The organism is Zoogloea sp., assembly GCF_041911615.1.
Lineage (GTDB): Bacteria > Pseudomonadota > Gammaproteobacteria > Burkholderiales > Rhodocyclaceae > Zoogloea.
This window is the reverse complement of the sequence record NZ_JAYROR010000126.1, coordinates 1-24,270: the sequence shown is the minus strand read 5'-3', so window position 1 is coordinate 24,270 and position 24,270 is coordinate 1. Positions and strand designations below refer to the sequence as shown.

The window sequence follows — 24,270 nt, the reverse complement described above, 5'->3', positions numbered from 1 at the left end:
CGGCTACAATCCCGGGATTTTCCAGAATCCGGCGGCTCACCGCCCGCGCCCGTCAAGGTAAGACCCAGATGACTGCACCGACTTCCCCCGCCGCCGAGGCCGCGCCCAGCAACTTCATCCGCAACATCATTGACGAAGACCGCCGCCTCGGCAAATGGGCCGGCCGCGTCGAAACGCGCTTCCCGCCCGAGCCCAACGGCTACCTGCACTACGGCCACGCCAAGAGCATCTGCCTGAACTTCGGTCTGGCCGAAATCTACGGCGGCGCCTGCCACCTGCGCTTCGACGACACCAACCCCGCCAAGGAAGACCAGGAATACGTCGACGCCATCATCGAGGCCGTCCAGTGGCTGGGCTTCGAGTGGGGCGAGCACCTGTACTTCGCATCGGACTACTTCGACAAGATGTACGCCATGGCCGAGCACCTCATCACCGTCGGCAAGGCCTACGTGGATTCGCTCTCCGCCGAGGAAATGCGCGCCTACCGCGGCACCCTGTCCAGCCCCGGCAAGGACAGCCCGTACCGCAACCGCAGCGTCACCGAGAACCTGGAGCTGTTCCAGCGCATGAAGGCCGGCGAGTTCCCCGACGGCACCCACATCCTGCGCGCCAAGATCGACATGGCCTCGCCCAACATCAACCTGCGCGACCCGGCGATCTACCGCATCCGCCACGCCACCCACCACCGCAGCGGCGACAAGTGGTGCGTGTACCCGATGTACACCTTCGCGCACCCCATCGAGGACGCGCTGGAGGACATCACCCACTCGATCTGCACCCTCGAATTCGAAGACCAGCGCCCGTTCTACGACTGGCTGCTGGACAACCTCGCCGAAGGCGGCTTCTTCCCGCGCCCGGTGCCGCGCCAGATCGAATTCGCGCGCCTCAACCTCACCTACGTGGTGCTCTCCAAGCGCAAGCTGATCCAGCTCGTCGAGGAAAAGCACGTCGCCGGCTGGGACGATCCGCGTCTGCCCACGCTGGTCGGCGCCCGCCGCCGCGGCTTCACCGCCGAGGGCTTCAAACGCTTTGCCGAACGCATCGGCGTCTCCAAGGCCGACTCGTGGATCGACATGAGCGTGCTCGAAGACTGCATGCGCGAGGATCTCAACGAATCCGCCGAGCGCCGCGTGGCCGTGCTCGACCCGCTCAAGCTCGTCATCACCAACTACCCGGCCGGCCAGAGCGAGCGCTGCCACGCGCCCAACCACCCGCTCCACCCCGAACTCGGCAAGCGCGAGATGCCCTTCAGCCGCGAACTGTGGATCGAGCGCGAAGACTTCATGGAAACCCCGGTCAAGGGCTACCACCGCCTCTACCCGGGCAACATGGCCCGCCTGCGCTACGGCTACGTCGTCAAGTGCACCGGCTGCGAAAAGGACGCCGACGGCAACGTCACCGCCGTGCTCTGCGAGTACATGCCCGACTCCAAGTCCGGCACCCCGGGCGCCGACAACTACAAGGTCAAGGGCAACCTGCACTGGGTTTCCGCCCCGCACGCCTACACCGCCGAAGTGCGCCTCTACGACCGCCTGTTCGCCCACGCCTACCCGGGCAACCGGCGCGAAGGCGACCCGGAAGGCCTCGAGCGCGATTTCCTCGACGACATCAACCCCGAGAGCCTGCGCGTCATCACCGCCCAGCTCGAGCCCGCCCTGCGCGCCGCCAAGCCGGAAGCCCGCTTCCAGTTCGAGCGCCACGGCTACTTCGTCGCCGACCGCATCGACTCCACCGACGGCGCCCCGGTCTTCAACCGTACCGTCACCCTGCGCGACGCCTGGAAGAAATAAGCCCCCCGAAACAGGGCGGAGCGCCCCCTGGCAACGCTTCGCTCCGCCCTGTATCCGCGCTTTATCTCCCATCGGGACGATGTTCAAGCGATAATCGTGAAAATTTCCCGGCCCGAAACGGGTCATGCCGTCCGCGTTTCACAGGCCCCGGCTTAAGCTTCCGTTCTTATTGCCGATTACAAACGGATGCCGGCTATCGGCCAACCCGCGCGCATATCGCCAAGCGTGCACGCCCCGACGGAAAAAACGCCCTCCGCCCCGCGATAATCGTCCCAGATGCTGAGCAACCTCTCGATCCGCGTCCGCCTTCTGCTGGCCAGCACCGTGGTCCAGATCGTGATGCTGACGCTGCTGCTGACGAATAGCGGGCGCCTCATGAACGAGGCCACCACCGCCAGCCTCAACACCCTCGTCGCCCAGAACGCCGCCATCCTCAACGTCGTCACGGCAACCTTCGTTCCCCAGGGCCGCTACAACGATCTCCAGGACGCCCTCGGCGAGCTGCTCAACGAAACCAACGAAGGCCTGATCTACGTCCGCATCGTCGATGCCACCGGCAAGACCCGGGTCCGCGCCGGCCTGCCCGACATGCGCGAACTACCCAAGCCCGACGACACCAGCGCCCTCAGCGTCGAGACCGGCGCCAACCACGACCTCATTCACATCCGCCGCCCGGTGCTGCTCGAGCGCAACCAGGTCGGCTTCGTGCAGTTCGGCGTGTCGGTGTCGGCGCTCACCGTGGCCAAGCGCCAGATCCTCAACCAGGGCATCGCGATCGCCAGCGCCGAGGTGCTGCTCACCCTGCTCCTGCTCGGCGCCGTCGGCTACCTGATGACGCGCAACCTCGGACGCCTGCTGCGCGGCAGCCAGGCCATTGCCGCCGGTCAGCTGTCCCACCGCCTGCCCGAACGCGGCAACGACGAACTGGCCCAGCTCTGTCAGCACTTCAACCGCATGGCCAGCGCACTACAGTCGCGCATTCAGGAACTCGAAGCCACCGCCCGCCAGCTCGCCAACAGCGAAGAACGCTACGCCCTGGCCACCCGCGCCGCCAACGACGGCCTGTGGGACTGGGACATCGTGGGCGACAAGACCTACTTCGCCCCACGCTTCGCCGAAATCCTCGGCATTCCGCCCGGCGCCACCAGCGGCCACAGCGACACCCTCTACACCCGCCTGCACCCCGAGGATCGCGAAGCCTACCGCCTGCGGATGATCGCCCACCTCAAGCGCGAATCCACCCAGCTCACCATCGAGCACCGCATCCTCCACGCCGACGGCAGCTATCGCTGGATCCTCACCTGCGGCATGGCGGTCTACGACCCCCAGACCGGCCGCGCCGTGCGCATGGCCGGCTCGATCAGCGACATCCACCTGCGCAAGCGCGTCGAGGACCAGCTCCTCTACGACGCCCTCCACGACGGCCTCACCGGACTCGCCAACCGCGCCCTGTTCGCCGAGCACCTGCAGAGCACCCTGCGCCACGCCGACCGCGTCACCGGCAGCCTGTTCGCGGTGCTGCACATCAACATCGAACGCTTCCACGTGGTGAATGACAGCCTCGGCTACTCGGCCGGCGACGACCTGCTGCGGCTCGTCGCGGCCCGCATTCGCGCCCTCGCCCGCCCCGGCGACGTGGTCGGCCGGGTCGGCGGCGACCAGTTCGCAGTGCTCCTCAACGACATCACCGACGCCAGCGAAGCGATCCGCTTCTCCGAAAACCTGCAGACCCACCTCGCCGAAAGCGCCGAACTCAACGGCCACGTGCTCTACCCCAAGACGCGCATCGGCGTGGCGCTCGGCAGCGGCGGCTTCCAGAACGCCGAAGACCTGATGCGCGACGCCGACAACGCCATGCAGCGCTCCCGGCGCAGCGCCGACAACACCATCACCGTCTTCCAGTCGGCCATGCACCAGCAGGTCATGCGAGACCTGCAGCTCGAATCCCAGCTGCGCGCGGCCCTGCGCGACAAGCAGCTGGTCGCCCACTTCCAGCCCATCGTCGCCCTCAAGACCGGCTGCGCCGCCGGCTTCGAGGCGCTGGTCCGCTGGCCCCAGGCCAACGCCCGCCGCATCGGGCCGGACGTCTTCATCCCCGTCGCCGAGTCCCTCGACCTCGTCCACGAGCTGGGCATGCAGATGCTCGACCAGAGCTGCGCCCGCCTCAAAGCCTGGCGCGACAGCGGTCTCGCCGACGCCGACCTGTCGATCAGCGTCAACCTCTCGGCCCGCCAGCTCATGCAGGTCGATCTCGCCGACCAGGTCGTCGCCTGCATCGAACGCCACGGCCTGCCCCCCAGCACCCTCAAGCTCGAGATCACCGAAGGCACCCTCGTCACCCGCAAGGAGCTCGCCATCAGCCAGCTCGGCAAGCTGCGCGCCAAGGGCCTCAAGATCCTCATCGACGACTTTGGCACCGGCTATTCCTCCCTCAGCTACCTCCACTCCATCCCCTGCGACACCATCAAGCTCGACGGCTCGTTCATCCGCGAAATCGAGCGCGACACCCGCCTGCGCGCCATCGTCGGCGCCACCATTCACCTCGCCCACGAGCTGGGCATGCAGGTGGTGGCCGAGTGCATCGAAACCCAGGCCCAGGCCGACATCCTCGACGAACTCGACTGCGATTTCGGTCAAGGCTATCTTTTCGCCCCCGCCGAGCCGGAAGACCGCGCCGAACGATGGCTCGAAAAGCAACGCATCCCCACCGGAGTCTAGGATGAACCGCCCCATCCGCCCCGCCGGCTCGCCCACAGCCTCCCACCGCCGGCGGATGCGCCTCGCCGTCGCCCTCGTCACCCTGGCGGCCAGCGGCAGCGCGCTCGCCGACGAACCGCCCCGCTTCGCCCTGTCGGGCTTCGGCACCCTCGGCATCGTGCGCAGCGACAAGGACAACTACCGCTTCCACAGCAGCAGCACCCAGTCCGGCAACACCCGCGGCCAGGATTTCGACGCCTCCGCCGACAGCGTGCTCGGCCTGCAGGGCACCGGCCGCATCGACGACCGCCTCGACCTCACCGTTCAGGCCATCAGCCGCCAGGCCGTCGGCTACAACTACACGCCCCACGTCACCTGGGCCTACCTGCACTACCGCGCCACCCCCAATCTTTCCGTGCGCGCCGGACGGACGACCACGCCGTTCTTCATGTTCTCGGACTCGCTCAACGTCAATTACGCCACCCCCTGGCTGCGCCCGCCGGTCGAGGTCTACAGCCTCAACCCATTCACCGACCTCGACGGCATCGACTTCCTCTACCGCATCCCGATGGGCGAGATGGACATGGAGCTGCAGGGCGTCTTCGGCCAGAGCGCAGTGTCCGCCCGCTCCGCCTCCAGCCGCCTCAAGAACGTCCGCGGCATCCGGGTCGGCGCGGCCGGCTCCGGCTTTTCCGGGCAAGTCGGCTACACCCGCACCCAGATGCACCTGCAATGGAACGACATCGGCTACCAGGCGCTGCACGATCTGCTCGTCGCCACCGGCGACGCCGCCGGCCTCGCCGCGCTCTCCGGCAACGACAGCAATGCCGAATTCTTCTCCGCCGGCTTCCAGTGGGAAAAAAACAACTGGGTGTCCATCGCCGAATTCGTTAAGCGACGGGTTGGTCGCTACATCTCCAGCTCCCACGCCTGGTACGTCACCCTCGGCTACCGCTTCGACACGCTCACGCCCTACCTCACCTACTCCCAACAGCACGAGGATCAGCCCGCCTTCACCGCCAGCGTCAATCCCGCGCTCGCGCCGGTGGTCGGGCTGTTTAACAACTCCCGCAACACCGCCCAGCAGACCACCGCGCTGGGCCTACGCTGGGATGCCGCCCGCAACATCGCGATCAAGGGTCAGCTCGAACGCGTCACCCCCGCCCCTTCCGGGCGCGGCATGTTCACCTCCGACCAGGCAGCCGACTACCTGAAGCCCGCCACCCCGGCCACCGTCCTCAGCCTGTCGCTGGACTTCGTCTTCTGAGGCCGACCTCCCCATGCCGCGGACGATCCTCCTCAGACTGCTCACCCTCGCCGCCCTGCTCGTCCCGGCGATCGGCCAGGCCGAACTCGTGATCGTCACCAGCCAGCGCAGCGGCCCCATCGAACTCACCCGCGAGCAGGCCGAAAAACTCTACCTCGGGCGCAGCACCACCCTCGGCGACGGCACCCCGGTCAAGCTCGTCGACCTGCCCAACGGCGCCACCCGTGACGAGTTCTACCTCAAGCTCACCAACAAGAACCCCGCGCAGATCGTCGCCTACCGTTCGCGGCTCGTCTTCAACGGCCGCGCCACGCCGCCCCTCGAAGCCGACAACATCGCCGAAGCCCGTCAGTGGCTTACCGAAACGCCCAACCTCATTGGCTACCTCGACCGGGCCGATGCCACCAGCGGCATGCGCATCCTGCTCCGACTCCCCTGAAACCTGTCGGCCACCCTCCTTGCCCAGCACGTCACACCCGGTTTTGTTAACAACCGCAAGTTTCGGGGCAATGCGGAGGAATCTTGCAATCAGCCCCCTCCGCGCCGCCTAGAATGGGCCGCAAGCGCTTTCACTCCGTCCGGCCCCATGACCTTCTCCACCGCCACCCCCGCTCCTTACCGGCGCCCCCGGCCGCTCTCCGCCGCCCAGACGCTCCTGTGGTTCGTCATCGGCATCGCCGCGATGTTCGCCCTCGTCTCCGCCATCTTCGCCATCAAGCTCTCCCTCGAAGGACGCCTGCCCTTCGGCGACCAGCCCATCGCGCCCACCTCCAAGACCAGCGACCGCCGCGACACCGCGGGCGCCCCGCCGGTCCCACCGGTCAGCGCGCCAACCGGCAACGACAAGGCTGCGACGGCCACGACGGCCGCGCCCGCCCCCACCGCCAGCTTCGTGTCGGGCGCCGAAAACATCCTCCCGCCGGAAGTCGCCCACCTTGCCAAAAACGCGTCGGCTCTTGGCGCCAGCGGCGACGCCCCGCCCCCCCCCGTCCCCGCGCCGGCGCCAACACCAGCCGCTCCCGCTGCACCGCCCCCCGTCGCCGCTGCGGCCCCCGCGCCGAGCAGCGCGACGCCGGCGACAGCCGTCACCGCGACGATCAACGAATGGGCCGCGGCCTGGAGCCGCAAGGACGTCGCCGCCTACCTCGCCCACTACGCGAAGGACTTCACCCCGGCCAACGGCATGGCCCACGACGCCTGGGTCGCCCAGCGTCGCCAGCGCCTCGGACGCCCCGAGCCGATCAGCGTCGCCATCGCCGACCTCGCCATCCGCAGCGACGGCAGCACGGCGGTCGCCCGTTTCACCCAGACCTATCGCGCCGGCAACCAGAACCTCAAGGAAGCCAAGACACTCGACCTCGTCCAGCGCGATGGCCGCTGGCAGATCGTGGCCGAACGTCTAGGACACTGACGGAAAACACAATTTCAGATTGACGCGAGCTTTCTCGCCCTGTAAAATTTCGCGTTTCCTGAAAAACCATCAATCGGAGTACATCCATGTACGCGGTCATAAAAACCGGCGGCAAGCAGTATCGCGTTGCCGTTGGCGAAAAACTCAAAGTAGAACAGATACCGGCTGACGTGGACTCGCAAATCACCATCGACCAGGTCTTCATGGTCGGCGAAGGCGAGTCGGTCAAGATCGGCACCCCCGTGGTTGCCGGCGCCACCGTCACGGCTACCGTGGTTTCCCACGGCCGTCACGACAAGATCAAGATCTTCAAGATGCGTCGCCGCAAGCACTACCAGAAGCATCAGGGTCACCGTCAGAACTACACCGAGCTGCGCATCGACGCGATCTCGGCTTAAGGAGAAACCGACATGGCACACAAAAAGGCTGGCGGCAGTTCCCGTAACGGTCGCGACTCAGAAAGCAAACGCCTTGGCGTCAAGCGCTACGGCGGTCAGTTCGTCCTCGCCGGCAACATCATCGTTCGCCAGCGCGGCACCGAATATCACCCGGGCGAAAACGTCGGCATCGGCAAGGATCACACCCTGTTTGCGCTGACCGAAGGGACCGTGCAGTTCACCGTCAAGGGCGCCAACAAGCGTCGCACCGTGAGCATCGTCGCCGCCGCTGAATAAGCGCCGACTGCAGGTATCGAAAGCCCTATCCAACGATAGGGCTTTTTTTCTTTCAGGGCCACGAAGCGCCCCACAACGGAACCTCCCATGAAATTTTTCGACGAAGCCCGAATCGAAGTCATCGCCGGCGACGGCGGAAACGGCGCCGCCACTTTCCGCCGCGAAAAATACATCCCGATGGGCGGCCCGGACGGCGGCGACGGCGGCAAGGGCGGCGACGTATACGCCATCGCCGACCGCAACCTCAATACCCTGATCGACTACCGCTACAAGCGCACCTTCCTCGCCGAGCGCGGCGAGAACGGTCGCGGTGCCGACTGCTACGGCAAGGGCGGCGACGACATTGAACTGCGCATGCCGGTCGGCACCATCGTCTCGCTACAGGAAACCGGCGAGGTCATCGCCGACCTCGACCATGACGGCAAGCGCGTGATGATCGCGCGCGGTGGCCGTGGCGGACTCGGCAACCTGCACTTCAAGACCAGCACCAACCGCGCCCCGCGCAAGAAGACCATGGGCCAGGAAGGGGAGCGCAAGAGCCTCAACCTCGAGCTCAAGGTGCTCGCCGACGTCGGCCTGCTGGGCATGCCCAACGCCGGCAAGTCCACCTTCATCCGCGCGGTCTCGTCCGCCAAGCCGAAGGTCGCCGACTACCCCTTCACCACCCTCGCGCCCAACCTCGGCGTGGTCCGCACGTCCGAGAACCGCAGCTTCGTCATCGCCGACATTCCCGGCCTGATCGAAGGCGCCGCCGACGGTGCCGGCCTCGGCCACCAGTTCCTGCGCCACCTGCAGCGCACCCACATCCTGCTGCACATCGTCGATCTCGCCCCCTTCGACCCCGAAGCCGACCCCGTCCATGACGCCCACGCGATCGTCGAAGAGCTGCGCAAGTACGACGAAAGCCTTTACCAGAAGCGCCGCTGGCTGGTCCTCAACAAGCTCGACCTGATCCCCGACGAGGACGAACGCAGGGAACGCATCGCCGCCTTCCTAGACGCCTACGGCCCCATCGAGCGCCACTTCGAAGTCTCGGCCATCAGCCGCCAGGGCTGCCAGGAAGTGGTCTTCGCAATCCAGGATCTCCTCGACGAAGAGAAGGCTGCCGCCCAGGCCGCGGCCGACGCCGCCGCCCTCGAAGCCGCCGCAAACCCTGACCTCGAAGCAGCAGACGACGACATCCCCACCGATGACGCCGACGACGAAGATTACGACGACGAAGACGAAGACGACGATGAGAACCGCAATCCGTAACGCCCGCCGGCTGGTCGCCAAGGTCGGCAGCGCCCTCGTCACCAACAACGGCGAAGGCCTCGCCATCGACGCCCTCGCCGACTGGGCCCGGCAGATCGCCGGCCTGCGCGCCGAAGGCCGCGAGGTGGTCCTGGTCTCCTCGGGCGCCATCGCCGCCGGCATGCAGCGCCTCGGCTGGACCAGCCGCCCCCAGGAGATGCACCAGCTGCAGGCGGCAGCCGCCGTCGGCCAGATGGGCCTCGCCCAGGCCTACGAAAGCGTCTTTGCCGCGAACGGCCTGCACACCGCCCAGATCCTGCTGACCCATGCCGATCTGGCCGACCGCACGCGCTACCTCAACGCCCGCTCGACCCTCGTCACCCTGCTCGAACTCGGCGTCATCCCGATCATCAACGAGAACGACACCGTCGTCACCGACGAGATCAAGTTCGGCGACAACGACACCCTCGGCGCCCTCGTCGCCAACCTGATCGACGCTGACGCGCTGGTCATCCTCACCGACCAGCAGGGGCTGTACACCGCCGATCCCCGCAAGGATCCGTCCGCCACACTGATCAGCGAGGAACGCGCTGAGAACACCGCCCTGGAAGCCATGGCTGGCGGCGCCGGCTCCGGCATCAGCAAGGGCGGCATGATCACGAAGGTGCGTGCCGCCCAACGCGCAGCCCGCAGCGGCGCTCACACCTGCATTGCCAGCGGCCGCGAGCCGGACGCCCTGCTGCGTGTCGCGCGGGGCGAGCAGCTCGGTACCCTGCTCTACGCCACCAGCACCCCGCTCGCTGCCCGCAAGCAATGGCTGGCCGACCACCTGCAACTGGCCGGCAGCCTCACCCTCGACGATGGCGCAATCGAAGCCCTGAAGTCCGGCAAGAGCCTCCTGCCCATCGGCGTGATCGCGGCAGATGGCGACTTCACCCGGGGGGCGGTCGTCGCATGCCGCACCCGCGACGGCAGGGAGATCGCCCGCGGCCTGGTGAACTACGCAGCCAACGACACCCGCCGAATCGTCCGCCACGGCTCGGGCGAGATCGAGTCATTGCTGGGATTCATCGAAGAGCCCGAACTCATCCACCGGGACAATCTGATCCTGATAGGCTGAGATCGACTCAAGCCCCAAATGAAAAGGCCACCTCCGGGTGGCCTTTTCATTTGGGGTGACACACTCGTCACGTCAGGCAGGCAACTGTCGGCATCACTTCACAGCCAGCAGCCTTCGTGAACGAAAAAACGGGCACCCGAAGGTGCCCGTTAATTTCTGACTCAGACGAAGTCTGAATTAGAAGGAGTGACGCAGGCCCAGCTGAACGCCCTGAATGGTCGCACCGCCGGTGGCGCCGCCATTGTAGGTGGAATTCACGCCAACGGCGTTGATGCCGAAGTCGTAAGAGGCCTTGTCGTCGTTGTTCAGGTGAGCGTAAACAGCCTTCAGCATGGTGCGCTTGGACAGGCTGTGCTCGTAGCCAACTTCGAACAGCTTGGCACCGGAGTCCTTGGAGGAGGAGCCGTTGACCTTCAGGTCATTAGCGAAGTAAGCCTGAGCCAGCAGCTTGCCAGCCGGGGTCACGTTGAAGGTGCCGCCCAGACCAAAGACGTTCTGGGTAACGGTGTTGCCGCCGAAGTGGTCAGCACGAGCGCGGTCGAACACGGCGCGGACGGAAGCCATGCCGAAGTCGTAGACACCACCAACACGGAAGTCGCTGACATCGGTGTTGGCTTCAGTGCCCAGGGAAACGGCGTTGTAGGTGACAGCAGCCATGGCGGGGCCATTGGCATACTTCAGACCAATGTCGTAGCCCTTGGTGTTAGCCGGATCACGGCTCACGGCAGGAACACCGGGGCTCGCCGGGGTGCTGAAACCGTTATTGCTGAAGGTCTTGTTTTCGTTGGCGACGTAAGCAGCGGTCACGTTAAGGCCAGCGAACGTCGGGGAGACGTAGGCAATGGCGTTCTTCCAACGGGTGTCGAAGATCGACGTGCAGGTGGTGTTGCGGTCACAATTGGCATTGCCAGCCGCGGTGTAGCTGCCGCTGGTGGTGTCGGTGGTGCCCAGCAGGTTGTTGCCCAGCTTGCCGAGCAGCGCGGAGTTGGCACCGATGCCGGTAGCGCCAGCGTTGACGTCGACAGCAGCACCCAGAGCACGGGTCGGGCCGGTCAGGTTACCGAGAACCACGGTACCGAAACCGCCAGCCAGGCCGACGAAGCTGTCACGGGTAGCGCCCAGAGCGCCGGTGTTGTCGAAACCGACACCGCTTTCGTACTGGAACACGGCGGTCAGGCCGTTGCCCAGAGCCTCAGCACCCTTGAAACCGATCAGGGACGAGTTGGTGGAAACGCGGGTGGTGTTGCCCAGTTCGCTGACGGCGTTGGAGGTACGAACAACGTCGAAGGAAGCGTCGGCCACGCCGTAGACGGTGACGTTGGCTTGAGCGAAGGCGCCGGTGGAAGCCAGGCCAGCAACGGCCAGAGCGATCAGTTTCTTTTGCATATGATTCTCCTCTTGATTGAAGACTGGCACGCGCCGCTTTCGCGGGGCCGACCAATTTCACCTCTCTAACGAGAAGTTGGACTGCATTGTCTGTGGGAAGACAAGGCCAGGGCAAGGACAGCGTTGTTTTTTGGATGCGCCTGACAGGTGGACTGTTGCATGTTCGCAACAGGGCTCCAAGGTCAGGATTTTCAGCGGTGCGAGCCCAAAATGAACAAGGGCCAGCCCACGGGCTGGCCCTCGATGCGACGGCGACCGCTTACTTCTGGCTGAGCACCCAGGCCACGAGGGTCTTGGCTTCGGCCGGGCTGACTTGCGGGTTGGGGGGCATCGGAACTTGGCCCCAAGCACCGACACCGCCCTTCTGGACCTTCTCGACCAGCTTGGCTTCGGCGCTCTTGTCGCCCTTGTACTTGGCCGCCACATCCTTGTAGGCAGGACCGACGACCTTCTTGGCGACGTCGTGACAGGCGAGGCAGTTCTTGGCCTTGGCCAGATCGAGGCCGGCGTCGGCGAAAGCGGCGGTGGAACCCATCAGGCCGGCAACGGCGGCAAAAGCAACGAGCTTCTTCATTGTGATCCTCTCGAGTAGTGTGGCGGGAAACGACGATTGGGGCGAAGTCTAAACCCAGCCTGCGGCTTTGCCAAATCGCATCGGGTAACACGGCGTAACGCGCAGCGGGCGGCGCCAGCCCTTCCTTGCAGATAACGCGGCCACAGTGCTCCCCGTTGACGCGAGGTCGTAAAGTCAGAAGGCGATCGCCACCGCAAACTGCAGGCGCACCCGGTGATCGGCCTGACCGTAGGCCAGATCGACGGCGATGGGCCCGGCGGGACTCTTCCACCGCGGGCCAAGGCCGTAGCCAAGATTCATCTTGAACAGCTTGCGCTCGTCGTTGGCGTTGCCGGCATCGACGAAAGCAGCCACGCCCCAGTCGCCGGCATACCAATGCACGTATTCGGCGCTGGTCACGGCCAGGTAACGCCCCCCGACCGTTGCATTGCCATCCTTCACACCGAGGCTCTGATAAGCGTAGCCGCGCACCGTCTGGGCACCCCCGGTACGAAACAGGAAATCCTGGGGCACGCCGTCGCGCGATTCGGCCACGGTGATGCCGCCTTCGGCGCGGAGAATCAGCACGTCGCGCTTCACCATCGGCACGAAGAGCTGGTAGCGGCCGTAGAAGCGCGCGAAGTTGCGATCCGACAACAGCGCCTGGGACGCACCGCCGACCTGCAGGTTGAGCACGTGCCCGTCGTGGGGATCGAGGATGCTGTCGACGCTGCGGTGGGTCCACGACCAATTGGCGGTGAGCGCGGAGCGGCTGGTGCGCTGGCTGCCTTCGGGCAGCAGCACCTCGTGCTGGTAGTTGAGCGCGAACCGGTTCTCGATGTTGCCCCGCGGGATCGTTCGAACCACGCCGATCGACTGACGCCGGGTCTGCAGCCCGGCGATGTTGGTGTGCTCGGCCAGCGCGCCGACGCTGTCGAGATAGCCGCCGGGCGAAGGCGGCAGGAACACGTCGGCGTAGCCGAGCTGACGCCGCTGTTCGATACGCAGGCCGCTGACCAGGTTGTAGGCGCGATCGAACAGATGCGCGTCACGGTAGCTGGTTTCGACGCGATAGCCGGTGTTGCTGCTGACACCGGCACCGAAGCCGATCCGCCGCGGTTTGGCTTCGGTGACCTGGACGCGAACCGGCGCCGCCTCGGGCGTAGCGCTGTGGCGGTCGATGTCGACCACCACCGACGCGAAGTAGGTTGTGTTCTGCAACGCCGTCTGGAACAGCAGCAGCCGTTCCTGGCTGTACGGTTCGCCGACTTTGGGCGGGCGGTAGCGCTCGATCAGCGAACGATCGTAGTCGGACAGGCCACTGATCTCGAGCGAGCCGAAGCGATAGACCGGACCGGAATCCACCTCGACACTCAACACCGCGCTACCGGTAGCGGGGTCGATCAGGGCCTGACTGTCGGTGATCGCGACGCCGGCGTATTCGCGAGCGCCGATTGCGTCGGTCAGGCGCTGCTTGGCGTCGCTCCAGTCGGCCTGCCGGAACGGGCGTCCGACGGGCAAGCCCCAGGCCGCCCTCAGCGCCTCGACGCGGGCCGGACGGTCGCCCTCGTCGCGCGCCAGATCGCCGCTGAAGCGCAGTTCGACCCGGCTGACAGTGGTACGGGGCCCCGGCGTGACGACGACGCGAAAGCCGTCGTCCGCGCCGTCTTCCCCTTCGATGGCCGGCGAGAAATAGCCTTCCGTGGCGAGGATCTCGGCGATTTCCTTGCGGGCCCGCCGCAGCAGCGCGACCCGCCCCGCCTCGTCGAGGGTGCCGGCGTCGTGGCGATCGAGAAAGTCGAGATGCTTTTCGAGCAACCCCTGCAGCTCGCCCGGCGCACGGATCGCGACGGACGCGGCCGCCGCCGGACGAGCGGGCAGCAGCGCGACAAGGGTCAGCAACAGGAACAGGACGAAGGCATGGCGAGGCACGGAGCGGATTCTAGCAGTGCCCACGCCGCCGCCGGCACCCGACCGCGATGGGCCGGGCTGCGACGACACGTCGGCTCAGCCTTCGAGATGATAGCGGGTGACCCGCTCGACCTCGTTCTTCGAGCCGAGCACCACCGGCACGCGCTGGTGGAGCTGGGTCGGCTTGATCTCGAGGATGCGCTCGCGACCGGTGGTGGCGGCACCGCCGGCGGCCTCGACGATCATCGCCATCGGGTTGGCCTCGTACATCAGGCGCAGCTTGCCACCCTTGTCCTTCATCTTGCTGTCGAGCGGATACATGAAGATGCCCCCCCGGGTGAGGATGCGATGCACGTCGGCCACCATCGACGCCACCCAGCGCATGTTGAAGTCACGCCCGCGCGGCCCTTCCTTGCCGGCCTGCAGCTCGGCGACGTAGCGCTGGACGGGCGCCTCCCAGAAACGCTGGTTGGAAGCGTTGATGGCGTATTCCTTGGTGTCCTCGGGAATCGTCATGTCGGGATGGGTGTAAATGAAGCTGCCCATCTCGCGATCCAGCGTGAAGCCATGCACGCCGTCTCCGATGGTGAGCACCAGCTGGGTGGAGGGGCCATAAACCGAATAGCCGGCGGCGACCTGTTCGGTGCCCGGCTGCATGAAATCGGCTTCGGTCGGCGCCCCGGCGCATTCCGGACAGCGCAAGACCGAGAAGATCGTGCCGACGGAGATGTTCACGTCGATGTTCGACGAACCGTCGAGCGGGTCGAACAGCAGCAGGAAACCGCCCTTCGGGTAGTCGCTGGGGATCGGACGGATCTCCTCGACCTCTTCCGAGGCCATCGCCGCCAGATGACCGCCCCATTCGTTGGCCTGGATCAGGATGTCGTTGGCGATCACATCGAGCTTCTTCTGGGCTTCGCCCTGGACGTTGTCGCTGCCGGCCTCCCCGAGCACGCCGGCAAGCGCGCCTTTCGAGACATTCACGGCGATGGCCTTGACCGCGCGGGCAACGACCTCCATCAACAGACGCAGGTTGGCGTCCATCAGCCCCTTGCGTTGCTGCTCGATCAGAAATTGGGTGAGCGTGACTCGACGCATGACTCGGTTCTCCAGAATAACCCGTAAAAGTGCAGATTATCGCCCGGATCGCGGCCTTGCGTCGTTTATGATTACGGGCTTCGGTTCCCAACGTGGCGGCGCACTCGTCCGCCCGTTCCGCACTCAACGCAAGGCATCATGGAAGTTCTGGTCATCGGCGCCGGCCTCGCCGGCGTCTCAAGCGCCTGGTATCTCGCCCAGGCCGGTTGCAGCGTCACGGTCGTCGACCGCCAGCCCGGCCCGGGCCTGGAAACCAGTTTCGCCAATGGCGGGCAGATTTCCGTCAGTCATCCCGAGCCGTGGGCCAACCCCTCGGCCCCCGCCACCGTGCTGCGCTGGCTGGGCCGCAGCGACGCGCCTCTGCTGTTCCGCTGGCGCGCCGATGCCGCCCAGTGGCGCTGGGCTCTCGCCTTCCTGCGCGAATGCCTGCCCGGCCGCACGGCGCGCAACACCGGGGCAATCGCCCGCCTCGCCACGTACAGCCGCCTCGAACTGCGCGCCCTGCGCGAGCATCTGGGACTCGAATACGAGGCCGGCGACGGCGGCATCCTGCACCTGTTCGAGAACGCCCGCGAAGTCGCACACCTGCCGTCGCGCCTGGAGACGCTCGAGAAATTCGGCATCCGCGGCCGCATCCTCACCCCCGACGAGGCAATCGCCCTGGAGCCGGCGCTGGCCGCCCGGCGCACACACCTCGCCGGCGCGCTGCACGGCATCGACGATGAGACGGGCAACGCGCACCTGTTCTGCACCGCCCTGGCCGAAAAAGCCGTCGCCGCCGGCGTGCGCTTCCTGCCGAACAATACCGTTTATGATTTCGACGTCATCCGCGGCCGCATCGCCGACGCGCGAGTATTCGACGCCGCAGGGCGGGCCGGCGTATTGCGCGCCGACGCCTTCGTGCTCGCCGCCGGCAGCTACAGCCCGCAGCTGGCCCGGCTACTCGGCATCCGGCTGCCGATCTACCCGGTCAAGGGCTATTCCGTCACCGTTCCGATCATCGCGCCGGATCGTGCGCCGCGCCTGAGTCTCACCGACGAGTCACGGCGGGTGGTGTGTTCGCATCTGGGCGACAAGCTGCGCGTCGCCGGCACGGCCGAACTCAACGGCTACGATCTCGCGCCCAATCCGACTCGCAGCGCCGCCCTCATCGACTGGGTCGAAACCCATCTACCCGGCGCCACCGATGCATCCCGGGCGGAACACTGGTGCGGCCTGCGTCCGACCACACCGAGCAACGTGCCGCTGATCGGACACACCGCCATCGACAACCTGTTCCTCAACACCGGCCACGGTACGCTGGGGTGGACGCTGGCCTGTGGCTCGGGCCACGCCCTCGCCGATATCGTGACGCGCCAGCGCCCCGAGCCGAACTTTCCGTTCCTGCTGCCGAAGGCAGGCTGAGGGGCGCGCCCGCTCAGCCCTCGGCCGACTCCTCGAAGAGCACGCGATAAACATAAGCCGACAGCACGACCTGCTCGGAATGCGGGAGCTCGCTGAACTGCACGCCGTGGCTCACCTGCGGTAGCTCGCCCTCGGCAGCGGCGGTGGCATGCACCGAACGCAGGATCGCCGGGATGGTGAGGTATTCCTCGACGTCATTGACGACGACCCGGAACTTGATCGAAAGCCGATCGTCCTTGGCGCCGATCGGCGTTTTCGCGGTGAGCATTGCACCGCCGGTGCTCAGGTCCACCAGCGAGGCGGCGTGGGAACGGCCATCCGCACCGGCCACCGCACAGATCAGATTCACCCGCGCCCGCGCGCCGCGCCGCACTACCAGCCCGCGAACCTGCGCCGGGTAACTGAGATGCAGGTGGGGAAACGGCACGTTCGCCACCTTGCTGACCGTGGTACCGAAGGCATAAACGCTCTTGCCCGAAAACATCCGCACCACGAACGCCTGCCCTTCACGCATCAGCAGCACCTTGCCATCGAGGGTCGGTGTGCTGACGATGATGCTCTTGCCCTTGAAATAGCCGATCAACTTGACGTAGTAACGGATCTGCGCCGCATCACCCTGCACCTGCAGCTGCATGGTGTCGCCGATGTCGAGCTTGATCTCCTCGAACGCGCACGTGCTGTCGGTGGGCTTTTCGCCCCCCTCCGTGCCGACACGGCTCTCGCTGGTTGGCTGCCGGCGGAAGACACCGCGCTCCATCAACGCCTGCTTGTGGCGGTCGGACTCGACGATTCCCCCCTGCTCGAGCAGCACCTGCTTCCTGTCGTCATAGACTGTCCACGGCATCGGCCTGCCGATCACGACTTCACCGCTACTGATTCGCACAAACGACATGGCCGCCCCGCCCAGTTGGATTCAAGTGAGCGACATATCGTCACCGCCTCCTACAACTTTAGCCGCGCCGTGACGCACTGCAAGAATCCCTAGCTAGCTCGCCACCGCCATCCGGACACGGTGAATCGACGGCCTTCGCGTCGCGCCGCCGGAGAATCGCCGCCGCCACGTGGGCCAGCCCGGCCGCTTCGACGCGCAGCAATAAGCGGGTCATGCGCAGTGACAGCCGGGCCGAGGCGTCGGCATCCGACGTGGTGGCGAGCACTTCGGCCAGACTCCCCAACGCCCGAAGGTCGGCCAGAGCCGGCGGAACGTAGCCGGCATTGCGCAGAATCTTGTTGCTCATCCGGACCTCGCTGGGCACGAGGCAGTCGTCTTCGAAAACCAGGGGGCGCCCTTCACCAGGCAAACCCGAGAGCTCGCCGCGCGCCTGGGCCGCGCGGATGCGCTCCTCGGCGAGCAGATCGAAGATGCTCATTTCAGCCCGTCAGGGCCGTGGCGCTCAGGCCGGCTGAGAATCCGCCGCCGAGGCCGGCGCCCCGCAGGTGGCCTCGCCACTCGAAGCTGGCGGCGAGCAGCACGAGGACGCGCCATCCGCGCAGTCGTCCTCCTGAGGACGGAGGATCTCGCCGGTCTCGGTATCGAAGCCGATCGATTCGATGTACGACGACAGCGCCGCGTCCATGGTGGCGACATGATTGTCGAACCACACCGGCAGCTCGCGGATCAATTGCCGCCCCAGCGCGGCATCACCCCGCTCCATGCGCTTGCGCACATCCTGACAGACGGCGAGCACACGATCATGCTCGGCTTTATGGCAGGCGGGAAAACCGATCTGCTCCATCCAGCGATTTTCCTGATCGAAATGCGCGACAGTATGGGCAATGAAGGCATCCATCTCGGCCAGCAACTCATCGCCGGAAACACTGAGGAGACGGTTATAGGCGTCGACGAACTCGACGTGGGTCTGATCCATCGGCGCCAGTCCGAGAACCAGCTTTTCAGTCCATTCCATGGCTGCCATGTGGGAAAACCTCGATTTGGGGATAAATACTGCAACGGGGGCAGCGGGCACTCTACGCTGCCTCACCCGCACCACGCCCTGAGCCAGATCAAGCGTGGCTCAGGCAACCCGTCACTTGACGAGCTTCAGGTGGGCGCGCCCGCCCTTCGGCGGCTCTGGCGGTGCGTCGCCGGAATCAGCCGACGAGGGCTCGATCGGGTGCGCCTCGGACGCGGATTCAGGCTCGTCGTCTTGATCGGGGATTCCTGCCACCTCGAACGCCATACCGTGCCCGTTCTCCCGCGCGTAGATCGCGGAAACGTTATCGACCGGGACAGAAATGTTCTGCGCAACGCCGCCGAACCGGGCCTGGAACGCAATCAACTCGTTGCCGATGACCAGGCTTTGCGTCGCGTCCGGACTGATGTTGAGCACGATCTGCCCCTCCTGGACGAATTGGCGCGGCACGATCGTGCGGCCATCGACCGCTACGGCGACATAGGGCGTCAGCCCCTGATCGGTGCACCACTGATAAATGGCTCGAATCAGGTAGGGCTTGGTGGAGATTTCACTCATGGGCGGCGAACCTTCCGGCAAGTCGGGCAACCCGGCGCACATGTGGCCTGGCCCCGGAATCTCGTAAACGCACTGAAACAACCCTCATGTCTTTCGAGGGCCCAAAGCTAGCGGGGCCGCCTGAAAGCGGCCCCGGCAGGCGATCAGCGTCGCATCACCTTTTCAGATGGTGTCATCGCATCGATGAACCCCTGACGGCTGAAGATGCGTTCGGCGTACTTCATCAGCGGTGCCGCGGAGCGCGGCAACTCGATACCGTAGTGATCGAGGCGCCACAGCAGCGGCGCGATGGCCACGTCAAGCATCGAGAACTCTTCGCCGAGCAGGAATTTCTGCTTCGTGAACATCGGCGCAAGCTGGGTCAGCTGATCGCGTACGTGAGCACGCTCTTTCTCGGCGCCCTTGGGATTCTTCTCGAGAGCGTCGATGTGCGAGAACAGCTCGAGTTCGAAGGTATGCAGCAACTGGCGAGCCCGCGCGCGCATGATCGGGTCGGGCGGCATCAGCTGGGGATGCGGGAAACGCTCGTCGATGTACTCGTTGATGATGTTGGATTCGTAGAGCACGAGATCACGATCAACCAGCACCGGAACCCGGTTGTACGGGTTGATGACAGCGATGTCTTCCGGCTTGTTGAAGAGATCGACGTCAATCACCTGGAAATCCATGCCCTTTTCAAAGAGCACGATACGGCACCGGTGACTGAAAGGATCTGTCGTTCCGGAATACAAATTCATCATCGTTGTGTTACCCCACGGATACTCTGAATCGCGCACCACGCGCCGGGCGCGTGGTGCGTCTTGCTCAGTGACGGCAAGAGATTGCATCGGCAAAAAGCACTGGCCGATTAATGGACGTCTTTCCAGTAGTTCTTCTTCAGAAGATAGGACAGGACGAACAGCACACCCAGGAAAGCGATGACGACCTTGCCGATGCCCTTGCGGGTTTCGGCCATCGGCTCGCCCATCCAGGTCAGGTAGGAGACGAGGTCGGCGGTGGCCTTGTCGTACTCTTCCTTGGACATCTTGCCGGGCTTGCCCTGCTCAAGGTGGATTTCCTTGATCTTGCCGCCGTGACCGTCGTCCTTCTCTTCGATCTTTGCAACCTGCTCGCCCTGCAACTCGTACAGGACGTGCGGCATGCCCACGTTCTCGAAGACCACGTTGTTCCAGCCGGTCGGGCGCTCGCTATCGCGGTAGAAACCACGCAGGTAGGTATAAAGCCAGTCGGCACCGCTGCCGAACTCGGAGGCACGGGAACGGGCGATCACGGTCAGATCGGGCGGCGCAGCGCCGAACCACACCTTGGCTTCGTCGCGCTGCATTGCGATGCGCATCGGCTCACCGATCTTGTCGGCGGTGAACATCAGGTTGTCCTTGATCATCTGCTCGGACAAACCGATCTGCTGCAGCCGGTTATAGCGCATGTAGCTGGCGCCGTGGCAGTTCAGGCAGTAGTTGACGAAGAGCTTGGCGCCGTTTTGCAGGGCAGCCGGATCGGTGGACACCGGCGCCTTGTCGAGGTGCAGCTCGGGGCCGCTCGCCACTGCGAGCAGCGGAGCGAACAGGAGAGACGTCAAAAGTTTTTTCATGGCTTTCATTCTCATTAACCGGTCACGCGATCAGGCTCGGGCTTGCACTTGTCGATCTTGGAGTACCACGGCATCAGCAGGAAGAAGCCGAAGTAGATCACCGAGCAGATCTGGGACACGATGGTGCGGCCCGGGGTCGGGGGCAGCACACCCAGGTAGCCGAGGATGAAGAAGGCAATGATGAAGATGGTCAGGATCAGCTTGAACAGACCACCCTTGTAGCGGATCGACTTCACTGGGCTGCGGTCGAGCCACGGCAGGAAGGCAATGATCACCACTGCGGCGCCCATGGCCACCACGCCCCAGAACTTGGCGTCGATCCCGAACAGCGGATAGGTCACCGCGCGCAGGATCGAGTAGAACGGGGTGAAATACCAGACCGGCGCAATGTGCGGCGGGGTCTTCAGCGGATCGGCCGGGATGAAGTTGTTGAACTCCAGGAAGTAGCCGCCACCTTCAGGCGCGAAGAACACGATGAAGGAGAAGACGATCAGGAAACCCACGACGCCGACGATGTCCTTGACGGTGTAGTACGGGTGGAAGGGGATGCCGTCCAGCGGGTGGCCATCGGCGCCCTTCTTTTTCTTGATCTCGACGCCGTCCGGGTTGTTGGAGCCGACTTCGTGCAGGGCGACGATGTGGGCGGCAACCAGACCGATGAGGATCAGCGGCACGGCGATGACGTGGAAGGAGAAGAAGCGGTTCAGGGTCGCGTCTGAGACCACGAAGTCGCCACGGATCACGACGGAGAGGTCGGGACCGATGACGGGAATCGCGGAGAACAGGTTCACGATCACCTGGGCGCCCCAGAAGGACATCTGACCCCACGGCAGCAGGTAGCCCATGAAGGCTTCAGCCATCAGCGCCAGGAAGATCAGGGTGCCGAAGATCCAGATCAGCTCGCGGGGCTTGCGGTAGGAACCGTAGAGCAGGCCGCGGAACATGTGCAGGTACACCACGATGAAGAACGCCGAGGCGCCGGTGGAGTGCATGTAGCGGATGATCCAGCCGCCCGGCACGTCGCGCATGATGTACTCGACGGAGGCGAAGGCCACCGGTACGCCGGAAGCGTTCAGCGAGGCGTCCGGCTTGTAGTGCATGACCAGGAAGATGCCGGTCACGATCTGGATCACCAGGACCAGCAGGGCCAGCGAACCGAAGAAGTACCAGAAGTTGAAGTTCTTGGGCGCGTAGTACTCGGACAGGTGCGCCTTGTAGGTGGACGTCAGCGGAAAACGCGCGTCGATCCAATCCATTACGGCTTGAGCTTTGGTGGTCATCTTATGCCTTTCCGTCATCGCCGATCAGGATCTTGGCGTCGCTGAGATATTTATGCGGCGGGATCTCGAGGTTATCCGGAGCCGGCTTGCTCTTGTAGACGCGGCCGGCCATGTCGAAGGTGGAACCGTGACAGGGGCACAGGAAGCCGCCGGGCCAGTCGGCGCTGACGCCGCTTTCGGCGCCAGTCTTGAACTTATCCGACGGGGAGCAGCCCAAGTGGGTGCAGATACCGACGGCAACCAGGATTTCCGGCTTGATGGATCGGGTTTCGTTCTTGGCGTACTCCGGCTGCATCGGCTTGTCGGAGTTCGGATCGCTGACCTCGCCATCGGTCTTTTTCAGCGAATCCAGCATTTCCTTGGTGCGGTTGATGATCCACACCGGCTTGCCGCGCCACTCGACGGTCATCATCTGACCCGGTGCCAGCTTGCTGATATCCACTTCAACCGGCGCACCGGCTGCCTTGGCACGTTCGGACGGCGTCAGGCTTGCGACAAACGGGACTGCGGCGGCAACCGCGCCCACGCCCCCCGCAGCCGACGTCACCAGCAACAGCTGGCGCCGACCCGCATCCACTTTCTGATCCACGCTCATGGCCCACTAACCTCAATAAAAGAGACTTCGAAGATCGCAATACGGAAAACTTTCGGATTATAGCGAAAACCCTAACCCAAAAAAAGACCCGCCCTGCTAAACCCGCGCCAGCATTGGAAATTATGGGATACGAAGGGTGTTTTCGAATGCCTCAACGCGGTGCAAAAAGCCTCCCGGGAGACGCATATTTTGAGTCGGGTGCGTCAACTCAGGCGGAAGCGCTGATCGGGTATCCGGCGGATTCCGGGTTGCGGCAGCCAGATCGCGCCTGCGGGGGCGTGTTCAGGTATCGAGGCTGCCTCGCGCCACCGAGCGCGGATTTCCACACCCAGCGCCCGCCCCCTTCAATCCGAGAACCCCTGGCTGTAGCGGGACCAGTCTGCGTCGCGGCGCAGGCCCCACCAGGGCAGATAGGCGTTGCCCTCGCCACGGGCGCGGAACCAGTTGCGCTCGGGGTCGACGATGCGCGGGCGGGCCGGCGGGGTGACGACGGTGAGCGTCGGGCGCCCGGTGTCGTGGGTGCCGGCCACGAGCACCGGCTGGCCCTTCTGGTGGGTCCAGGCTACCGCGAGGGCGACGTTGGTCAGGGCCCCGCCGGCGCGCATGTCCCCCAGGAGCTTCGAGGTGTTGAAGCTCTGGGCCAGGAAGTCGAACTCGGGCAGGTTCTCGGTGAGGGTCTGGGCGAGGCGGCCAATACGCGCGCTGGCGGCGTCCGAGCCCGTGCCGGCGTCGTGGATCACGTAGCCCAGCTGCGCGGGGCTCACCCCGGCGTTGTCGCTGGCGGCGCCCAGGGCGGCGCGCCAGGCCTGGGTCACGCGCGACTGGCCGTCCCGGGTCTCGAAATCCGCTGCGCTGCGCACCGCCGGGCGGCCGATCCAGGCGAGGGGTTCGCGCCCGGTGTCGAAGCGGGGGCCGGCGAGCACCAGGAGCACCCCGTTCTCGGCGAGGGAGTCGTCCCGGGGGAAGTCGGGGGAGTCCCAGTTCATGACCCAGACGGTCTTGTCCGGGTGGGCTTCGAGGTAATCGAAGGCGGCGGCCAGGGAGGTGAAGCCCGCGTTGGCGCCCCCGGCGGTGATGCGCACGTCGGCGGGGATGTTGGCGGTGGAGAGGGCGGGGACGCGGTAAAAGACGAACTCGCTATCCAGCGCGTTGCGCACGATCTCCGCGGCGGATTCGGGCGGCAGGGCGTCGGCGGCGGGGATGGCGAACTCCACGTGGATGCCGTGTAGCTCGCGCCAGCGGCTGCGATCCTTGGGCTGGACGGTGTAGAAGTAGTTGCCGTTCATGGCATAGCGGCGGCCGATGGGTTGAAACATGCGCTCGACGTAGAGCTTAAAAATCTTGTTGAAAAAACCCGTACCCCCAAAATTAGAGACGATTCTCGCGACGAACTGAACGGAGGAAAAGTGTATTGCGTCTTCACGAACCATATCGTCGTTCTTGTTCGGCTTCGCCAAACCCAGCGTCCATAACAACTGCCACTCGGTAGGGTAATCGCGGCGTACCAGCGGATTCATCCACTGGATGCCTACCACCTGAGCCTTGAAGGAGCCGGCAGGGGCCGACGGAGCGGATGTGGGGGCGGCCGCTCCGGACACACCGTCAACCGGGGCGCAGGCGGTGGCGAAGGCCAGCACGGCGGCGGCGAGGAGCCCGCCCCCGATCTGTGCTCCCCCCTTCAATCCGAGAACCCCTGGGTGTAGCGGGACCAGTCCGCGTCGCGGCGCAGGCCCCACCAGGGCAGATAGGCGTTGCCTTCGCCGCGGGCGCGGAACCAGTTGCGCTCGGG

23 protein-coding genes are annotated in these 24,270 nt (G+C 65.3%); 10 read left to right on the top strand and 13 right to left on the bottom strand.

Annotated elements, in window-relative coordinates; genetic code table 11:
• Window positions 1–68: 68 nt before the first annotated feature.
• The 9 genes from ACE3P2_RS16615 to proB all read left to right on the top strand — a co-directional run bounded on the left by ACE3P2_RS16615 (window position 69) and on the right by proB (window position 10,192).
• Window positions 69–1,790 (top strand): glutamine--tRNA ligase/YqeY domain fusion protein, encoded by a 1,722-nt coding sequence (locus ACE3P2_RS16615; RefSeq protein WP_374266487.1) that lies wholly within the window; start codon window positions 69–71, stop codon window positions 1,788–1,790.
• A gap of 276 nt (window positions 1,791–2,066) precedes the next feature.
• Complete coding sequence (locus tag ACE3P2_RS16610; protein WP_374266485.1) at window positions 2,067–4,508, top strand: EAL domain-containing protein; 2,442 nt, start codon at window positions 2,067–2,069, stop codon at window positions 4,506–4,508.
• Between the two features lies 1 nt (window position 4,509).
• A complete protein-coding gene (locus ACE3P2_RS16605; protein ID WP_374266483.1) occupies window positions 4,510–5,754 on the top strand; it encodes a hypothetical protein in 1,245 nt (414 codons plus the stop codon).
• Window positions 5,755–5,767: 13 nt separating this feature from the next.
• Complete coding sequence (locus tag ACE3P2_RS16600; protein ID WP_374266481.1) at window positions 5,768–6,193, top strand: hypothetical protein; 426 nt, start codon at window positions 5,768–5,770, stop codon at window positions 6,191–6,193.
• A gap of 147 nt (window positions 6,194–6,340) precedes the next feature.
• Window positions 6,341–7,165: a DUF4440 domain-containing protein gene (locus ACE3P2_RS16595; protein ID WP_374266479.1), complete on the top strand. Its 825-nt coding sequence runs from the start codon at window positions 6,341–6,343 to the stop codon at window positions 7,163–7,165.
• An 86-nt stretch (window positions 7,166–7,251) separates the two neighbouring features.
• Window positions 7,252–7,563: a 50S ribosomal protein L21 gene (gene rplU, locus ACE3P2_RS16590; protein WP_374266477.1), complete on the top strand. Its 312-nt coding sequence runs from the start codon at window positions 7,252–7,254 to the stop codon at window positions 7,561–7,563.
• A gap of 12 nt (window positions 7,564–7,575) precedes the next feature.
• Entirely contained in the window at window positions 7,576–7,839 is a 264-nt protein-coding gene (gene rpmA, locus ACE3P2_RS16585; protein WP_153161217.1) for a 50S ribosomal protein L27, read from the top strand.
• An 87-nt stretch (window positions 7,840–7,926) separates the two neighbouring features.
• Window positions 7,927–9,093 carry a GTPase ObgE gene (gene obgE / locus ACE3P2_RS16580; RefSeq protein ID WP_374266475.1) on the top strand — a complete coding sequence of 389 codons (1,167 nt, stop codon included), beginning with the start codon at window positions 7,927–7,929 and terminating at the stop codon, window positions 9,091–9,093.
• Window positions 9,074–10,192, top strand: a complete 1,119-nt coding sequence (gene proB / locus ACE3P2_RS16575) for a glutamate 5-kinase (protein ID WP_298619935.1) — start codon at window positions 9,074–9,076, stop codon at window positions 10,190–10,192. The genes obgE and proB overlap by 20 nt, the downstream gene beginning before the upstream one ends.
• 177 nt (window positions 10,193–10,369) lie before the next feature.
• Here the strand turns inward: proB and ACE3P2_RS16570 are convergent, their stop codons facing one another.
• The 4 genes from ACE3P2_RS16570 to ACE3P2_RS16555 form a co-directional block, all read right to left on the bottom strand.
• Complete coding sequence (locus ACE3P2_RS16570) at window positions 10,370–11,578, bottom strand: porin (RefSeq protein ID WP_374266473.1); 1,209 nt, start codon at window positions 11,576–11,578, stop codon at window positions 10,370–10,372.
• Between the two features lie 259 nt (window positions 11,579–11,837).
• A complete protein-coding gene (locus ACE3P2_RS16565) occupies window positions 11,838–12,152 on the bottom strand; it encodes a c-type cytochrome (protein WP_374266471.1) in 315 nt (104 codons plus the stop codon).
• Between the two features lie 174 nt (window positions 12,153–12,326).
• The gene (locus ACE3P2_RS16560; protein ID WP_374266469.1) at window positions 12,327–14,063 is read right to left on the bottom strand and encodes an autotransporter assembly complex family protein; all 1,737 of its coding nucleotides are present in this window, start codon (window positions 14,061–14,063) and stop codon (window positions 12,327–12,329) included.
• A 75-nt stretch (window positions 14,064–14,138) separates the two neighbouring features.
• A complete protein-coding gene (locus tag ACE3P2_RS16555; protein WP_374266467.1) occupies window positions 14,139–15,140 on the bottom strand; it encodes a class 1 fructose-bisphosphatase in 1,002 nt (333 codons plus the stop codon).
• A 138-nt stretch (window positions 15,141–15,278) separates the two neighbouring features.
• Here ACE3P2_RS16555 and ACE3P2_RS16550 point away from each other — a divergent pair, with 138 nt between their 5' ends.
• Complete coding sequence (locus tag ACE3P2_RS16550; protein WP_374266465.1) at window positions 15,279–16,544, top strand: D-amino acid dehydrogenase; 1,266 nt, start codon at window positions 15,279–15,281, stop codon at window positions 16,542–16,544.
• A gap of 13 nt (window positions 16,545–16,557) precedes the next feature.
• On the opposite strand, the gene ACE3P2_RS16545 is transcribed toward ACE3P2_RS16550, so the two are convergent.
• The 9 genes from ACE3P2_RS16545 to ACE3P2_RS16505 all read right to left on the bottom strand — a co-directional run bounded on the left by ACE3P2_RS16545 (window position 16,558) and on the right by ACE3P2_RS16505 (window position 23,797).
• Window positions 16,558–17,436: a flagellar brake protein gene (locus ACE3P2_RS16545; RefSeq protein ID WP_374266463.1), complete on the bottom strand. Its 879-nt coding sequence runs from the start codon at window positions 17,434–17,436 to the stop codon at window positions 16,558–16,560.
• 58 nt (window positions 17,437–17,494) lie between these two features.
• Entirely contained in the window at window positions 17,495–17,914 is a 420-nt protein-coding gene (locus ACE3P2_RS16540) for a DnaJ family domain-containing protein (RefSeq protein ID WP_374266461.1), read from the bottom strand.
• 24 nt (window positions 17,915–17,938) lie between these two features.
• Window positions 17,939–18,460 carry a hemerythrin domain-containing protein gene (locus ACE3P2_RS16535; protein WP_374266459.1) on the bottom strand — a complete coding sequence of 174 codons (522 nt, stop codon included), beginning with the start codon at window positions 18,458–18,460 and terminating at the stop codon, window positions 17,939–17,941.
• 111 nt (window positions 18,461–18,571) lie between these two features.
• Window positions 18,572–19,015: a ClpXP protease specificity-enhancing factor gene (locus ACE3P2_RS16530; RefSeq protein WP_374266457.1), complete on the bottom strand. Its 444-nt coding sequence runs from the start codon at window positions 19,013–19,015 to the stop codon at window positions 18,572–18,574.
• A gap of 143 nt (window positions 19,016–19,158) precedes the next feature.
• Window positions 19,159–19,755, bottom strand: a complete 597-nt coding sequence (locus tag ACE3P2_RS16525) for a glutathione S-transferase N-terminal domain-containing protein (RefSeq protein WP_153161384.1) — start codon at window positions 19,753–19,755, stop codon at window positions 19,159–19,161.
• A gap of 107 nt (window positions 19,756–19,862) precedes the next feature.
• Complete coding sequence (locus tag ACE3P2_RS16520; protein ID WP_374266455.1) at window positions 19,863–20,606, bottom strand: cytochrome c1; 744 nt, start codon at window positions 20,604–20,606, stop codon at window positions 19,863–19,865.
• Between the two features lie 14 nt (window positions 20,607–20,620).
• Window positions 20,621–21,886: a cytochrome bc complex cytochrome b subunit gene (locus tag ACE3P2_RS16515; RefSeq protein WP_374266453.1), complete on the bottom strand. Its 1,266-nt coding sequence runs from the start codon at window positions 21,884–21,886 to the stop codon at window positions 20,621–20,623.
• A 1-nt stretch (window position 21,887) separates the two neighbouring features.
• Window positions 21,888–22,481, bottom strand: coding sequence for a ubiquinol-cytochrome c reductase iron-sulfur subunit (gene petA / locus ACE3P2_RS16510; protein WP_374266451.1), 594 nt, complete (start codon window positions 22,479–22,481; stop codon window positions 21,888–21,890).
• Window positions 22,482–22,825: 344 nt separating this feature from the next.
• Window positions 22,826–23,797, bottom strand: a complete 972-nt coding sequence (locus ACE3P2_RS16505) for a hypothetical protein (protein ID WP_374266449.1) — start codon at window positions 23,795–23,797, stop codon at window positions 22,826–22,828.
• Window positions 23,798–24,270: the final 473 nt, after the last annotated feature.

Coding starts and splice junctions, on each gene's coding strand:
- ACE3P2_RS16595 (WP_374266479.1), top strand. CDS start 6,341: ATGACCTTCTCCACCGCCACCCCCGCTCCTTACCGGCGCCCCCGGCCG.
- ACE3P2_RS16520 (WP_374266455.1), bottom strand. CDS start 20,606: ATGAAAAAACTTTTGACGTCTCTCCTGTTCGCTCCGCTGCTCGCAGTG.
- ACE3P2_RS16600 (WP_374266481.1), top strand. CDS start 5,768: ATGCCGCGGACGATCCTCCTCAGACTGCTCACCCTCGCCGCCCTGCTC.
- ACE3P2_RS16515 (WP_374266453.1), bottom strand. CDS start 21,886: ATGACCACCAAAGCTCAAGCCGTAATGGATTGGATCGACGCGCGTTTT.
- ACE3P2_RS16565 (WP_374266471.1), bottom strand. CDS start 12,152: ATGAAGAAGCTCGTTGCTTTTGCCGCCGTTGCCGGCCTGATGGGTTCC.
- ACE3P2_RS16535 (WP_374266459.1), bottom strand. CDS start 18,460: ATGGCAGCCATGGAATGGACTGAAAAGCTGGTTCTCGGACTGGCGCCG.
- ACE3P2_RS16530 (WP_374266457.1), bottom strand. CDS start 19,015: ATGAGTGAAATCTCCACCAAGCCCTACCTGATTCGAGCCATTTATCAG.
- ACE3P2_RS16525 (WP_153161384.1), bottom strand. CDS start 19,755: ATGATGAATTTGTATTCCGGAACGACAGATCCTTTCAGTCACCGGTGC.
- ACE3P2_RS16505 (WP_374266449.1), bottom strand. CDS start 23,797: ATGTTTCAACCCATCGGCCGCCGCTATGCCATGAACGGCAACTACTTC.
- ACE3P2_RS16545 (WP_374266463.1), bottom strand. CDS start 17,436: ATGTCGTTTGTGCGAATCAGTAGCGGTGAAGTCGTGATCGGCAGGCCG.
- ACE3P2_RS16550 (WP_374266465.1), top strand. CDS start 15,279: ATGGAAGTTCTGGTCATCGGCGCCGGCCTCGCCGGCGTCTCAAGCGCC.
- rplU (WP_374266477.1), top strand. CDS start 7,252: ATGTACGCGGTCATAAAAACCGGCGGCAAGCAGTATCGCGTTGCCGTT.
- petA (WP_374266451.1), bottom strand. CDS start 22,481: ATGAGCGTGGATCAGAAAGTGGATGCGGGTCGGCGCCAGCTGTTGCTG.
- ACE3P2_RS16610 (WP_374266485.1), top strand. CDS start 2,067: ATGCTGAGCAACCTCTCGATCCGCGTCCGCCTTCTGCTGGCCAGCACC.
- proB (WP_298619935.1), top strand. CDS start 9,074: ATGAGAACCGCAATCCGTAACGCCCGCCGGCTGGTCGCCAAGGTCGGC.
- ACE3P2_RS16570 (WP_374266473.1), bottom strand. CDS start 11,578: ATGCAAAAGAAACTGATCGCTCTGGCCGTTGCTGGCCTGGCTTCCACC.
- ACE3P2_RS16615 (WP_374266487.1), top strand. CDS start 69: ATGACTGCACCGACTTCCCCCGCCGCCGAGGCCGCGCCCAGCAACTTC.
- ACE3P2_RS16605 (WP_374266483.1), top strand. CDS start 4,510: ATGAACCGCCCCATCCGCCCCGCCGGCTCGCCCACAGCCTCCCACCGC.
- ACE3P2_RS16555 (WP_374266467.1), bottom strand. CDS start 15,140: ATGCGTCGAGTCACGCTCACCCAATTTCTGATCGAGCAGCAACGCAAG.
- obgE (WP_374266475.1), top strand. CDS start 7,927: ATGAAATTTTTCGACGAAGCCCGAATCGAAGTCATCGCCGGCGACGGC.
- rpmA (WP_153161217.1), top strand. CDS start 7,576: ATGGCACACAAAAAGGCTGGCGGCAGTTCCCGTAACGGTCGCGACTCA.
- ACE3P2_RS16540 (WP_374266461.1), bottom strand. CDS start 17,914: ATGAGCATCTTCGATCTGCTCGCCGAGGAGCGCATCCGCGCGGCCCAG.